Source organism: Rhizobium aureum, from assembly GCF_030182495.1.
GTDB lineage: Bacteria > Pseudomonadota > Alphaproteobacteria > Rhizobiales > Rhizobiaceae > Rhizobium > Rhizobium tropici_C.
Window position 1 is genome coordinate 75,262 of record NZ_JAQJCI010000024.1, and the last position, 13,655, is coordinate 88,916.

Here is a 13,655-nt window from a genome sequence, read left to right on the forward strand (position 1 = left end):
ATCGCGCGAACCCACTGAAATATGGCAAGTTTTTTCCGTGAGCCGAAGAGCATGGCAAAGTTCGCGGTTAACTTTCATGTCCCGGCCGCTATGATCTTCCCAGCACAATAAGTTTGGTGGGAGGGAAGATCATGCCGACGAACAATCCTGGCTTCGACACGCTGGCAATCCATGCGGGCGCGCAGCCTGATCCAGCGACCGGCGCCCGCGCGACGCCGATCTATCAGACGACATCCTTTGTTTTTCAGGATGCGGATCATGCCGCCGCGCTGTTCGGATTGCAGCAGTTCGGCAATATCTATACCCGCATCATGAACCCGACGCAGGCCGTGCTCGAAGAGCGGGTGGCGGCTCTCGAAGGCGGAACGGCAGCGCTTGCGGTTGCCTCGGGTCACGCGGCTCAGTTGCTGGTCTTCCACGCCATCATGCAGCCGGGCGACAATTTCGTCGCCGCCAGTCGGCTTTACGGCGGCTCGGTCAATCAGTTCGGTCAATCCTTCAAGAACTTCGACTGGCGGGTGCGCTGGGCCGATCCAGCGGATCCCGCCACCTTCGAGGCGCAGATCGACGGGCGCACCCGCGCCATCTTCATCGAAAGCCTTGCCAATCCGGGCGGCACCTTCGTCGACATCGCCGCGATCGCAGCTATCGCACATAAGCACGGCTTGCCGCTCATCGTCGACAACACCATGGCTAGCCCCTATCTCATCCGGCCGCTGGAGCATGGCGCCGATATCGTCGTGCATTCGCTGACGAAATTCCTCGGTGGCCACGGCAATTCCATGGGCGGTATCATTGTCGACGGCGGTACGTTCGATTGGTCGGCCTCGGGCAATTATCCGATGCTGTCCTCGCCGCGGCCGGAATATAATGGCATCGTGCTGCACGCGACCTTCGGCAATTTTGCCTTCGCCATTGCCTGCCGCGTTCTCGGCCTGCGCGATCTGGGACCGGCAATTTCGCCATTCAACGCCTTTCTGATTCTCACGGGGATCGAGACGCTGCCGCTGCGCATGCAGCGCCACTCCGACAATGCCCTTGCCGTCGCGCGTTGGCTGAAGGGCCGGGAGAAGATAGCCTGGGTCAATTATGCCGGTCTGGAGGATGATCCGAACCATGCCTTGCAGCAGCGCTACTCGCCGAAAGGGGCCGGCTCTGTCTTTACCTTCGGCCTGAAGGGTGGATATGAAGCGGGCAAGGGACTGGTGGAAGGGCTGGAGCTCTTCTCGCATCTCGCCAACATCGGCGACACGCGCTCGCTCGTCATCCATCCGGCCTCGACGACGCATAAGCAGTTGACCGACGAACAGAAGGTCGCTGCCGGCGCCGGTCCGGACGTTGTGCGCCTCTCCATCGGCATCGAGGACGTCAAGGACATCATAGCCGACTTGGAGCAGGCGCTCGCAAAAGTCTGAAGCCTGAACCGAAAGAAGGCCGAAAAAGCTCGACAGCGCCTTTGACCGCAGCGTATTTCATGTTGTCTCGGTCCGCGATCGCCGAATGGTGATTGCGGGCTTTTGATCTTGGCGAAACGTGATCGACAGGGGACTTGAGTGGCAACCTATCTGCAACTGGATGTCGATGGCGTGGTGCCCGAGACAGGTGCGCCCGCAGCGGATCGTCTCATTTCAGGAGCTCCGATTTTTCGAACCTGGAACCTCGACGAGGCCGATGGCGGCCTTTATGCCGGTGTCTGGGAAGCAACGCCGGGCAAATGGAGGATCGTCTATGACGAGTGGGAGTACTTCCACATTCTCTCCGGCTATTCCATTGTGACAGCTGACGACGGCGAAGCCTTTCATCTGCGTGCAGGCGACCGCCTCATCTTGAAGCCGGGCTTCAAGGGGATCTGGGAAGTCATTGAAACGACTCGCAAGGATTATGTGATCCGTCTCTGACGACGTCGTTGAATCAAAACATGAAGTTCGCGTTCGCCTGCTGCCCGCGGCGGTCCGTTCCGTGCGGATCCGTGATGACCGTGATGATTGCCACAGGTTGTGTCACCGCCGCTTCATTAAACTGTCATCAAACTGAAACAATGCGGCATTAGAGCCATCACTGTCGCCAGGAGGTCGAGGTGGGGTTCCTAACCGATGGGATACTTCGTGCTCAGCTTCTGCCCGCCATCCCTTTCATCACTCTGGGAAGTGAGTTCAATCATGTTGAATCAGAAATTTCGTTCGCTTTGCCTGACTGCAGGCTTCATCGCGGCTATGTCCGTTTCGGCCTCGGCTGCCGACATCACGGGCGCCGGCTCGAGCTTCATCGCTCCGGTTCTGTCCAAGTGGGCCGAAGGCTACAAGGCAGCGACGAACAATGTCGTCAACTATCAGTCGGTCGGTTCGGGCGCCGGCATCAAGCAGCTTCTCGACAAGACCATCGTATTCGGCGCTTCGGACAAGCCGATGAGCGACGCTGACCTCGAGAAGAACGGCATTGCCCAGTTCCCGATGATCTCCGGCGGCATCGTCGTCTCCTATAACGTCGAAGGCGTAAAGCCGGGCGAACTCGTTCTCGACGGCAAGACGCTGGCCGACATCTTCCTCGGCAAGATCACCAAGTGGGACGATGCGGCCATCAAGGCTCTCAACCCGGACGTGAAGCTGCCTTCCACGCCGATCTCCGTCGTTTACCGCGCCGACAGCTCGGGCACGACCTTCAACTTCACCGACTACCTGTCGAAGGTTTCGCCGGAATGGAAGGAAAAGGTTGGCTCGAACACCGCCGTTGAATGGCCTGTTGGATTCGGAGCCAAGGGCTCGGAAGGCGTTTCCACCACCGTCAACCAGACGGCTGGTTCGATCTCCTACGTTGAATATTCCTACGTCGTCGCCAACCACATCGGTTTTGCGAAGATGAAGAACGCTGCCGGCAAGGTTATCGAGCCAAGCCTGGAAACGTTCAAGGCTGCCGCTTCCAACGCCGATTGGGCCAAGGCCAAGAACTTCAACCTGATCATCACCAATCAGCCGGGCGAAAAGAGCTGGCCGATTGCCGCCTCGACCTGGGTTCTGCTCTACAAGAAGCCGGCCGACGCTGCTAAGAACGAAGAAGCGCTGAAGTTCTTCAAGTGGTCCTATGAGCATGGCCAGAAGGACGCGGCCGCCCTGTCTTATCTCGCGGTCCCGGACAATGTTGTCGAGATCGTCGAGAAGTCTTGGAAGACGGACTTCGGCACGAAGTAATTTGTGCTAGGCGAGAAAATTGCGGCGGGCAGGGTTTTTCCCTGTCCGCCTTTCGTGACAGGACAAGGGGAAATCGATGGCTGACGCGACTCAGATGGCGGGCTTTCAGGCTGTGAATACCTCCGCCGCGACCAGAAAATTCCGAATCCAGGATCGGATTTTCTATTTGATGACGCTTGGCTCGGCTGTTCTTGTCGTGCTTCTGCTGCTGGCAATCCTCGTGGTTCTTGTCATCGATGCCTTGCCCACATTTCAGACCTTTGGCTTGTCGTTCCTTTGGGGCACCAAGTGGAGCGCGCCGGCCGATATTTATGGCGCCGTGCCTGCCGTCGTCGGTACGCTTGTAAGTTCGTTCATCGCCATGCTGATTGCTGTTCCCCTCGGCATCGGCATCGCCATATTCCTGACGGAACTTTGCCCCGGCAGCCTGCGCCGTCCGATCAGCACCGCCATCGAGCTTCTGGCGGGCGTTCCCTCCATTATCTACGGCATCGTCGGCCTGTTCATTCTGGTGCCGCTGATGCAGAACTATATCCTGCCCTTCCTGATCGCGACGGTCGGCCAGGTGCCGGTGATTGGCCTGCTGTTCCAGCCGCCGGCCCCGGGCGTCGGCCTGCTGACGGCAAGCCTCGTGCTCGCCGTCATGATCCTGCCCTTCATCACCGCAATCTCCCGCGACGTATTCAGCACCGTGCCGCCGATGCTGCGCGAATCCGCCTACGGCATGGGCATGACCACATGGGAAGTGGCCCGCCACATCCTGATCCCCTACACACGCCGCGGCCTCGTCGGCGGCATCATGCTCGGCCTCGGCCGCGCTCTTGGCGAAACCATGGCCGTTACCTTCGTCGTCGGCTCGGTAAGCCGTCTGCAATCGTCGATCATTTCGCCGTCCACCACCATTTCCGCCCAGATCGCGAACAACTTCGGCGATGCCGACGGTCTGCAATTGTCGAGCCTGATTGCGCTCGGCCTGCTTCTGTTCGTCCTTTCCTTCTGCGTGCTTGCCGCAGCGAGGTGGATGATCGGCCGCGGCGACTCGCTCTGAGGGAAAAACCATGGAAAATGCAGTTCGTCAGAATCTCGTGTCGAGGCGTTATACGAAGAACAAAGTGATGATGGCCCTGTCCTTCCTCGCGGCCATTCTCGGTATATTCTTTCTCAGCGTGATCCTTGTCAGCCTGGTTTATCGCGGTGTGTCGGCGCTTAGCCTCGACGTGTTCACCATGTCGATCCCGGCTCAGGGCTCGCGCGGCGGTCTGATAAACGCAATCTACGGCACGGTGCTGGTCACCGGCTGCGCCATCCTGATCGCCGCGCCGATCGGCATTCTCGCCGGCACCTACCTGGTGGAATATGCCAACGGCACCAAACTTGCCGAGGCTGCCAAGTTCATCAACGACATTCTGCTGTCCGCACCCTCGATCATCGTCGGCGTGTTCGTCTACGGCGCCGTGGTCGTGCCCATGCACGGCAACTCCGCCATCGCGGGTATCCTCGCATTGGCGCTGATCGCGCTCCCGGTCGTCAACCGTACGACGCAGGACATGCTGTTGCTGGTGCCGAATGCGCTTCGTGAAGCGACCGCCGCGCTCGGTGCGCCGCGTTGGAAGTCCATGATGATGGTGATCTACCGTTCCGCCTGGACCGGCATTCTCACCGGCATTCTGCTGGCCATCGCCCGCATCAGCGGCGAAACCGCACCGCTTCTCTTCACTGCCGGCTACAGCAAATTCATGAATACGGGCCTGACCGGTCCGATCGCCACGCTGCCGGTTGCCATCAACACGCTTGCCGCCGATGCCGGCGAGGATCTCAAACAACTGGCCTGGGCCGGCGCGCTGATCATCACCGTTGCCATCCTTGCGCTGAACATCCTTGCCCGTGTCCTGAGTGGGCGCCGCCAATGACGCAGCCGTCGAACGATAGGAATGAGACCATGAACATGAGCGACAGCAAATTCCAGAGCGTCAACGCACAACAGGGGAAGGACGCTGCTTCCCAGTCGGATCTCGGTGCGCTCGCGAAGCTCGAGGTGAAGAACCTCGATTTCACCTATCAGAACGGCCATCGCGTTCTGAAGAGCGTGAACATGAATATCCGCAAGAATGCGGTCACCGCTTTCATCGGCCCTTCGGGTTGCGGCAAGTCCACGCTGCTGCGCACCTTCAACCGCATGTATGATCTTTATCCGGGCCAGACGGTTGCCGGCGAGATCCTGCTTGATGGCCGCAATATCCTGACCAAGGACGTCGATCTGAACGATCTGCGCGCCAAGGTCGGCATGGTGTTCCAGAAGCCGACGCCGTTCCCGATGTCCATCTACGAAAACGTCGCTTTCGGTATCCGCCTCTATGAGAAGATCTCCAAGGCGGAAATGGACGTCCGCGTCGAGGCGGCGCTGACGGAGACCGCGCTGTGGAGCGAGGTCAAGGACAAGTTGCACCAGAGCGGACTTGGCCTTTCCGGCGGCCAGCAGCAGCGCCTCTGCATTGCTCGCGCCATCGCTATTCGCCCCGAAGTCCTGCTGCTCGACGAGCCGACCTCGGCTCTCGACCCGATCTCGACCGCCAAGGTCGAGGAATTGGTATCGCAGCTGAAGGGTGATTTCACGATCGTCATCGTCACGCACAACATGCAGCAGGCAAGCCGCATCTCCGACAGCACCGCCTTCATGTATCTGGGCGAACTCATCGAATATGGCGCGACCGAGCAGATATTCCAGGCGCCGAAGGTCAAGCGCACGGAAGACTACATCACCGGTCGTTACGGTTGATACGGACGGAGATTGCCGCGTAATCTGTGAAGGCGCGCTGCCGAAGCGCGCCTTTTGTGTTCAGGATGGCCCCTTTGCGGGGCAGTCGTGCGATTTGATCAAACCAAAGCCCATGCGATGGATGTGCCGAACGAGCCGGTCACATCCTGGCGAGCGTGCCCATGCGCCTCAGAGCATGAATCTGATCGTCAAGGGTCGGCACAAGCTCGCCGTCGTCGGCGCCCGGCGCTGCCTCCGCCTCCTTCGCAGTTTCCATTTCATTGAAGACGATGGTGCAGTTGCGGCCGGCGCGCTTGGCGGCATAAAGCGCGCGATCCGCGAATGAGACCAGGCGGTCCCAGCTGACGGTGTCGCGCGGCATGATCGAAACGCCGATGCTGACGGTTGCCGGCACCAGCGTGCGCCCAGCAAGCAGCGGCACACGGCAGAAATCGGCGCGGATGGTTTCGGCCAAGGCTTCGGCCTGGGACTGATCTTCTATGGGAACGAAGGCGACGAATTCTTCTCCACCCATTCGGCCGAACGCACCGCTGCGCGGCACGAACTGCCGGGCAATACGGGCAAATTCTGTCAGAACGGCATCGCCCGTCTGATGGCCGTGGCGATCGTTGATCTTCTTGAAGTGATCGAGGTCGAACAGCAGCGCGGCGAGCTTCTGTGGCCGCTGTTGCTGTCCTTCTCCGGCGAGAATCTCATAGCTTTCCTGAAGCCCGCGCCGGTTCAGAACCCCCGTCAGCGCATCGGTGATGGAGATCGCCCGCCAGCGACGCTCGGCGCGCTCCATCAGCAGCTTGCCGTTCAGAACGATGGCAACGATGATGAGCAGCCCGTAGCCGAGCGCCATATAACCGCGATAGATCATGGCCTCTTCCAGCGAGGGGGCTACAAGCACCATCCAGAGAGCCGAGCCGAAACAGAAGCAGGCGAGGCCCATGAAGACGATGCCGAGCTGCCCGCGCGCCGGCTCGCGGCGGCCATCGGCCGGGTGGACGGCAAAGGCGAGCAAGGTCGCGCCGACGGCACCGGCAAGATCGTAGACAATGACGCGATTGGCGAAATTGCCGCTGACCCAAGGCAGACTGACGCCGACCACCCAGATGACAGGCGGCAGGAGTGCCGACCATTCCAGCTTGCGCTTGTCCATCAAGCGGAACCCGGCAATCCATGCGCTTTCGCCGAGCAGCGCCACCGCATTGCCGATCTGGATCGACCAGATGTCGGGAACGACGCCGCGAGCCGCCACCAGCGCGAATCCAACCGCGCTGACCGTAAATCCGATGGCCCAGATCAGATAGGTGGGGGATTTGCGATCGTGCCTCCAGGCGAAGAGCAGTACGGTCGCCAGGGTGATGGCTTCCGAGCACCAGATGGTCAGACCCGTGGTCATATTCAGCACGATGGGTGTTTCTCCACTCCCTTCGGATCGTTGGCACAAACGCGCAACGATTCTCGCGATTGGCCCATCCTTGCCGAATAAGATGGTAAGTTCATTAAATGAGTTGGTAAATTTTACTTGTGTCTTCGAATTCTCGTCGGATCGGGGTAACTTTCATGCTTCCTTCACCTTGCGGCCGGGAAATGCAGTGGGCAGCCGGTGGCGCGGCGCCATGGCATCTTGGCATTCGAGGCGCGGTGTTTAGAAATGCTTTGCCGACGCCCCCGCAGGCATTACTGCTTTTTGACGATATGCTTTTGCGCGTCTTGAAGTGAAGGGCAGGGACACTCTATGTAGGAGTAAAGGATTTTTACTCCGATTCCCGGCGTTTCCGTCGCCGGGGCAAGTTTGATAAAGGACGCACATGAGAAATCCAGTCGATACAGCTATGGCTCTGGTGCCGATGGTTGTTGAGCAGACCAATCGTGGGGAACGGTCTTACGACATCTATTCCCGACTGCTGAAGGAACGCATCATTTTCCTGACCGGGCCGGTTGAGGACCATATGGCGACGTTGGTGTGCGCCCAGCTTCTCTTCCTCGAGGCCGAAAACCCGAAGAAGGAAATTGCGCTTTACATCAATTCGCCGGGTGGTGTCGTGACCGCCGGCATGGCGATCTACGACACGATGCAATTCATCAAGCCGGCCGTTTCGACGCTCTGCATCGGCCAGGCTGCGTCCATGGGCTCGCTGCTGCTTGCCGCAGGCGACAAGGACATGCGTTTCGCCACGCCGAATTCGCGCATCATGGTTCACCAGCCCTCGGGCGGTTTCCAGGGCCAGGCTTCTGATATCGAGCGCCATGCGCGCGACATCATCAAGATGAAGCGCCGCCTGAACGAAGTTTATGTCAAGCATTGCGGTCGGACCTACGAGGAAGTTGAACAGACGCTCGATCGTGACCATTTCATGTCCTCCGACGAGGCCAAGGAATGGGGTCTTATCGACAAGGTGCTGACGTCGCGTACCGAAATAGAAGGTGAAAGCGCCTCGTGATTTATCCACGAGGCGGTGACTTCTACGCCACAGTTCTATCCCATTTGTGATCGAATAGGGGTTTAATGTGGAACGGAACGCGGTAATAGTAAGATTCATGCTATGTAGCGTTTTTGTGACATGGCATTCGGCATTCGAAGGGGGATCGTTGCCACGCAGTTCTGGTCTTTGACCGATCTGCGTTCAGTACCCTGAAGGGCGCCGCGATCTGCAAACGAGGGGCAGGTCCGGCGGGCGCATTGAGTGGACCGCGATTTCGATCTGGAAATTGGCGGCGTGCTGGAAGGAAAGTGATATGAGCAAAGTCAGCGGCAGCAACGGCGGCGACTCGAAGAACACGCTTTATTGTTCGTTCTGCGGTAAGAGCCAGCATGAAGTCCGGAAGCTGATTGCCGGACCGACCGTCTTCATCTGCGACGAGTGCGTCGAGCTATGCATGGACATCATCCGCGAGGAAAACAAATCCTCGATGGTGAAGTCCCGTGACGGCGTTCCGACCCCGCAGGACATCATCAAGGTTCTCGACGAATACGTCATCGGCCAGCGGCAGGCGAAGAAGATCCTCTCCGTTGCCGTTCATAACCATTACAAGCGTCTCGCACACGCATCGAAGAATGGTGACGTCGAGCTGGCGAAGTCGAACATCATGCTCGTCGGTCCGACCGGTTGCGGCAAGACCTATCTGGCTCAGACGCTCGCGCGCATCATCGACGTGCCTTTCACCATGGCCGATGCGACGACGCTGACCGAAGCGGGCTATGTCGGCGAAGACGTCGAAAACATCATCCTCAAGCTGCTGCAGGCCGCCGATTACAATGTCGAGCGCGCACAGCGTGGTATCGTCTACATCGACGAAGTCGACAAGATTTCCCGCAAGTCGGACAATCCGTCCATCACGCGTGACGTCTCGGGCGAGGGCGTGCAGCAGGCGCTCCTGAAGATCATGGAAGGCACGGTGGCTTCGGTTCCCCCGCAGGGCGGCCGCAAGCATCCGCAGCAGGAATTCCTGCAGGTGGATACGACCAACATCCTCTTCATCTGCGGCGGCGCTTTCGCCGGCCTCGACAAGATCATCTCCGCCCGTGGCGAGAAGACTTCGATCGGCTTCGGGGCGACCGTCAAGGCACCGGATGACCGCCGCGTCGGCGAAGTGCTGCGCGAGCTGGAGCCGGAAGATCTGGTGAAGTTCGGCCTCATCCCGGAATTCATCGGCCGTCTGCCGGTTCTGGCGACGCTGGAGGACCTCGACGAGGATGCGCTGATCCAGATCCTGTCCGAGCCGAAGAACGCGCTCGTCAAGCAGTATCAGCGTCTGTTCGAGATGGAAGATGTCGAGCTGACCTTCCACGAGGATGCGCTGCGCGAAATCGCCCGCAAGGCGATCGTCCGCAAGACGGGCGCCCGCGGTCTGCGTTCCATCATGGAGAAGATCCTGCTCGACACCATGTTCGAGCTGCCGGCACTGGAAGGCGTGCGCGAAGTGGTCATTTCCGAGGAAGTGGTCCGCGGCTCTGCCCGCCCGCTCTACATCTATGCCGATCGGCAGGAAGAAAAGGCCAACGCAACGGCCTGACGCCCGCATCTGCGATCACGAATCGGGGGCTCGTCGTCGACGGGCCCCTTTCTGTTTGAAAAATCGTGCAGTTTGCTGATAAAGTCTTGGATAAGCTTATAGGAACGCGGTCGAAACCGGTTGTGAAGAGCCTCTGCTGCAGCCATCATGGAATGATTCTGGAGCATCTGGCGAGTTGGGCATGAGCCCGGTGTTCTTCCTCGGATTCCGCTTCGCCGGTGATTGTTTTGAGTGGCCGGGCTTCGTGTTTGTTGTTGCGTTCCTCCTCGTAAACGAGCGGGGCTGCCGTGTGACGGCGGCATGTCTCGCATGACTTGAAATAGGTAGTGTGAAGCTCCACTTGTTTACCAAGTGAGAGAGCCGGCTAATCCCTCCCAGCCGGCAGAGAGCCCGGGAACGGGACGACGGAAAGGAAATAAGATGAGTAAGAAAACGTCTGCGGCACACGAGAGCATTGCCTATCCGGTTTTGCCGTTGCGCGACATCGTGGTTTTCCCCCACATGATCGTGCCTTTGTTCGTCGGACGGGAGAAATCCATTCGGGCGCTGGAAGAGGTCATGGGTTCGGACAAGCAGATCATGCTGGTCACCCAGATCAATGCCAGCGATGATGATCCCGCGCCGGACGCCATCCACAAGGTCGGTACCGTTGCCAATGTTCTGCAGCTGCTGAAACTGCCCGACGGCACCGTGAAGGTGCTGGTCGAAGGCCGTGCGCGCGCAGAGATAGACGAATATACCGGCCGCGAGGATTTCTATGAAGCCCTCGGCCACGTTCTGCACGAGCCGGAGGAAGACCAGGTCGAGCTGGAAGCGCTGAGCCGCTCCGTCGTTTCGGAATTCGAAAGCTACGTGAAGCTCAACAAGAAGATCTCGCCGGAAGTGGTTGGCGCTGCCAGCCAGATCGACGATTATTCGAAGCTGGCCGATACTGTCGCCTCGCATCTGTCGATCAAGATCACCGAGAAGCAGGAAATGCTGGAAACCACCAGCGTTAAGGCTCGCCTTGAAAAGGCGCTCGGCTTCATGGAAGGCGAGATTTCGGTTCTGCAGGTCGAGAAGCGCATCCGCTCGCGCGTCAAGCGCCAGATGGAGAAGACGCAGCGCGAATATTACCTGAACGAGCAGATGAAGGCGATCCAGAAGGAGCTCGGCGACGGCGAGGAAGGCCGCGACGAGATGGCCGAACTGGAAGAGCGCATCTCCAAGACCAAGCTTTCCAAGGAAGCCAAGGAAAAGGCCGATGCGGAGCTGAAGAAGCTGCGTCAGATGAGCCCGATGTCGGCGGAAGCCACCGTGGTGCGCAATTATCTCGACTGGCTGCTGGGTATCCCCTGGCACAAGAAGTCGAAGATCAAGGCCGATCTGAACAATGCCGAGAAGATTCTCGAAGCGGATCATTTCGGCCTGGAAAAGGTCAAGGAACGCATCGTCGAATATCTGGCCGTCCAGGCGCGCGCGACCAAGATCAAGGGACCGATCCTGTGCCTCGTCGGCCCTCCGGGCGTCGGCAAGACCTCGCTTGCCCAGTCGATCGCCAAGGCGACCGGCCGTGAGTATGTCCGCATGGCGCTTGGCGGCGTTCGCGACGAAGCCGAGATCCGCGGTCACCGCCGCACTTATATCGGCTCGATGCCCGGCAAGGTCATCCAGTCGATGAAGAAGGCCAAGAAGTCCAACCCGCTCTTCCTGCTGGACGAAATCGACAAGCTCGGCCAGGACTATCGCGGCGATCCGTCTTCGGCCCTGCTGGAGGTGCTGGACCCGGCGCAGAACTCGACCTTCATGGATCACTACCTGGAAGTCGAATATGACCTGTCGGACGTGATGTTCATCACGACGGCGAATACCTTGAATATCCCTGCACCCCTGATGGACCGCATGGAGATCATCCGTATCGCCGGCTATACCGAAGACGAGAAGCGCGAAATCGCCAAGCGGCACCTGCTGCCGAAGGCCATCAAGGAACATGCGCTGCAGCCGAATGAATTCTCGGTCAGCGACGATGCCCTGATGGCGATCAGCCAGCAGTACACCCGCGAAGCCGGTGTGCGTAACTTCGAGCGCGAATTGATGAAGCTCGCCCGCAAGGCGGTCACCGAGATCATCAAGGGCAAGACCAAGTCCGTTGCGATCACCGCTGCGAATATCGACGAATATCTGGGCGTTCCGCGCTTCCGCCATGGCGAAGCCGAGCGCGAGGATCAGGTCGGTGTCGTGACCGGTCTCGCCTGGACGGAGGTCGGTGGCGAGCTGCTGACGATCGAAGGCGTGATGATGCCGGGGAAGGGCCGCATGACGGTCACCGGCAACCTGAAGGAAGTCATGAAGGAATCGATTTCGGCGGCCGCGTCTTACGTCCGTTCGCGCGCCGTCGATTTCGGCATCGAACCGCCGCGCTTCGACAAGAGCGACATCCACGTGCATCTGCCGGAAGGTGCGACGCCGAAGGATGGTCCGTCGGCCGGTGTTGCCATGGCAACCGCGATCGTCTCGATCATGACCGGCATCCCGGTTTCCAAGGATGTGGCCATGACGGGTGAAATCACGCTGCGCGGCCGCGTGCTGCCGATCGGCGGCCTGAAGGAAAAGCTGCTGGCGGCACTGCGCGGCGGCATCAAGAAGGTGCTGATCCCGGAAGAAAACGCCAAGGATCTGGCGGAGATTCCGGACAACGTGAAGAACAGCATGGAAATCATCCCCGTGTCGCGTATGGGTGAGGTGATCAAGCACGCGCTTGTTCGCCGGCCCGAGCCGATCGAATGGGACGGCACCGTGGAAACGCCTGTAATTGCTACCGTTGAAGGCGTTGACGAAGTCGGTTCGACCATCGCTCATTGAGGCTCTTCGCCTCAATTCTGTCGAATTGATCCAAAAGGCGAAAAGACCGGCAATTTTGCCGGTCTTTTTTTGTGAAAAGCGCACGGCGGTGCTTGCTTTTCCTTGATTTGCAGGGCTTTTGGGGTTGCGGCGGGTAAGAGCATTCCTATTTTGCGCCCCGCTTACTGATAAGTCGTTTCATACCAAAGAAAGGGGTGGAAACATGAACAAGAATGAGCTCGTGTCCGCAGTGGCCGAGAAGGCCGGTATCACGAAGGCTGACGCTGCTTCCGCTGTTGACGCTGTTTTCGATACTGTCCAGGCTGAACTGAAGAAGGGCGGCGACATTCGCCTCGCTGGTTTCGGCAGCTTCACCGTTTCCCACCGTGCAGCCACGAAGGGCCGTAACCCGTCCACCGGCGCTGAGGTCGATATTCCTGCTCGCAACGTACCGAAGTTCACGCCCGGCAAGGGCCTGAAGGACTCGGTCAACAGCTAATTCGTTTTCACCCGCCGCGAGGCTTTGCCTTGCGGGTGGACAACATCGGGGCCCGCGTTTGCGGGCCCTTTTTTATATCGATAAATAAACCTCCACCTACGGTGGAGGACTGGACGAGTTCTACACGGTAGTTGAGAGACCTCCTGCTTGAACCGCTGGGGTGGCCCAGACTTCGAACAAGGAGGTTTTATGGATGAGCAAACGCTCTCGCATGCGACGTGGGACTGCAAGTATCACATTGTTTTTGGCAGCAAATACCGCACGAAAAGACTTTACGGGGACGTGCGGCGTGAGTTGGGAGAACTCTTGCGTCGGCTGGCACAGCAGAAAGGCTGCCAGATCGAGGAGGGTCATCTGATGCCCGACCATG

Annotated in this window: 12 protein-coding genes; 11 read left to right on the top strand and 1 reads right to left on the bottom strand. The window is 59.1% G+C overall.

Features of this window, described 5'->3' with window-relative positions:
- The first annotated feature begins 131 nt into the window (after positions 1-131).
- The 6 genes from PH552_RS30975 (at position 132) to pstB (ending at position 5,961) form a co-directional block, all read left to right on the top strand.
- On the top strand, positions 132-1,415 hold the full coding sequence (locus PH552_RS30975) for an O-acetylhomoserine aminocarboxypropyltransferase (RefSeq protein WP_113250626.1): 1,284 nt from the start codon (positions 132-134) through the stop codon (positions 1,413-1,415).
- 138 nt (positions 1,416-1,553) lie between these two features.
- Positions 1,554-1,898, top strand: a complete 345-nt coding sequence (locus tag PH552_RS30980) for a cupin domain-containing protein (protein WP_113250625.1) — start codon at positions 1,554-1,556, stop codon at positions 1,896-1,898.
- Between the two features lie 315 nt (positions 1,899-2,213).
- Positions 2,214-3,185 (top strand): phosphate ABC transporter substrate-binding protein PstS, encoded by a 972-nt coding sequence (gene pstS / locus PH552_RS30985; protein ID WP_246698549.1) that lies wholly within the window; start codon positions 2,214-2,216, stop codon positions 3,183-3,185.
- 76 nt (positions 3,186-3,261) lie between these two features.
- The gene (gene pstC, locus PH552_RS30990) at positions 3,262-4,233 is read left to right on the top strand and encodes a phosphate ABC transporter permease subunit PstC (RefSeq protein ID WP_095434488.1); all 972 of its coding nucleotides are present in this window, start codon (positions 3,262-3,264) and stop codon (positions 4,231-4,233) included.
- A 10-nt stretch (positions 4,234-4,243) separates the two neighbouring features.
- Positions 4,244-5,095 (top strand): phosphate ABC transporter permease PstA, encoded by an 852-nt coding sequence (gene pstA, locus PH552_RS30995; protein ID WP_095434489.1) that lies wholly within the window; start codon positions 4,244-4,246, stop codon positions 5,093-5,095.
- A 29-nt stretch (positions 5,096-5,124) separates the two neighbouring features.
- Complete coding sequence (pstB, locus tag PH552_RS31000; protein ID WP_113250623.1) at positions 5,125-5,961, top strand: phosphate ABC transporter ATP-binding protein PstB; 837 nt, start codon at positions 5,125-5,127, stop codon at positions 5,959-5,961.
- Between the two features lie 139 nt (positions 5,962-6,100).
- Here the strand turns inward: pstB and PH552_RS31005 are convergent, their stop codons facing one another.
- Positions 6,101-7,357, bottom strand: coding sequence for a GGDEF domain-containing protein (locus PH552_RS31005; protein WP_113250622.1), 1,257 nt, complete (start codon positions 7,355-7,357; stop codon positions 6,101-6,103).
- A 403-nt stretch (positions 7,358-7,760) separates the two neighbouring features.
- Between PH552_RS31005 and clpP the strand changes: the two genes are divergently transcribed.
- The 5 genes from clpP to tnpA form a co-directional block, all read left to right on the top strand.
- Positions 7,761-8,393: an ATP-dependent Clp endopeptidase proteolytic subunit ClpP gene (gene clpP, locus PH552_RS31010; protein ID WP_004122396.1), complete on the top strand. Its 633-nt coding sequence runs from the start codon at positions 7,761-7,763 to the stop codon at positions 8,391-8,393.
- A gap of 295 nt (positions 8,394-8,688) precedes the next feature.
- Complete coding sequence (clpX, locus tag PH552_RS31015; protein WP_047627083.1) at positions 8,689-9,966, top strand: ATP-dependent Clp protease ATP-binding subunit ClpX; 1,278 nt, start codon at positions 8,689-8,691, stop codon at positions 9,964-9,966.
- Positions 9,967-10,386: 420 nt separating this feature from the next.
- Entirely contained in the window at positions 10,387-12,807 is a 2,421-nt protein-coding gene (gene lon / locus PH552_RS31020) for an endopeptidase La (RefSeq protein ID WP_112344191.1), read from the top strand.
- Between the two features lie 202 nt (positions 12,808-13,009).
- Positions 13,010-13,285, top strand: coding sequence for a DNA-binding protein HupB (gene hupB / locus PH552_RS31025; RefSeq protein WP_015339480.1), 276 nt, complete (start codon positions 13,010-13,012; stop codon positions 13,283-13,285).
- Between the two features lie 189 nt (positions 13,286-13,474).
- On the top strand, positions 13,475-13,655 hold a 181-nt coding region (gene tnpA, locus PH552_RS31030; protein ID WP_285166204.1), incomplete at its 3' end, for an IS200/IS605 family transposase.

Excerpts from the sequence above, each read along its gene's own strand:
- PH552_RS30975 (WP_113250626.1), top strand. The coding sequence starts at position 132 with ATGCCGACGAACAATCCTGGCTTCGACACGCTGGCAATCCATGCGGGC.
- pstS (WP_246698549.1), top strand. The coding sequence starts at position 2,214 with ATGTCCGTTTCGGCCTCGGCTGCCGACATCACGGGCGCCGGCTCGAGC.
- pstC (WP_095434488.1), top strand. The coding sequence starts at position 3,262 with ATGGCTGACGCGACTCAGATGGCGGGCTTTCAGGCTGTGAATACCTCC.
- pstA (WP_095434489.1), top strand. The coding sequence starts at position 4,244 with ATGGAAAATGCAGTTCGTCAGAATCTCGTGTCGAGGCGTTATACGAAG.
- pstB (WP_113250623.1), top strand. The coding sequence starts at position 5,125 with ATGAACATGAGCGACAGCAAATTCCAGAGCGTCAACGCACAACAGGGG.
- clpP (WP_004122396.1), top strand. The coding sequence starts at position 7,761 with ATGAGAAATCCAGTCGATACAGCTATGGCTCTGGTGCCGATGGTTGTT.
- clpX (WP_047627083.1), top strand. The coding sequence starts at position 8,689 with ATGAGCAAAGTCAGCGGCAGCAACGGCGGCGACTCGAAGAACACGCTT.
- lon (WP_112344191.1), top strand. The coding sequence starts at position 10,387 with ATGAGTAAGAAAACGTCTGCGGCACACGAGAGCATTGCCTATCCGGTT.
- hupB (WP_015339480.1), top strand. The coding sequence starts at position 13,010 with ATGAACAAGAATGAGCTCGTGTCCGCAGTGGCCGAGAAGGCCGGTATC.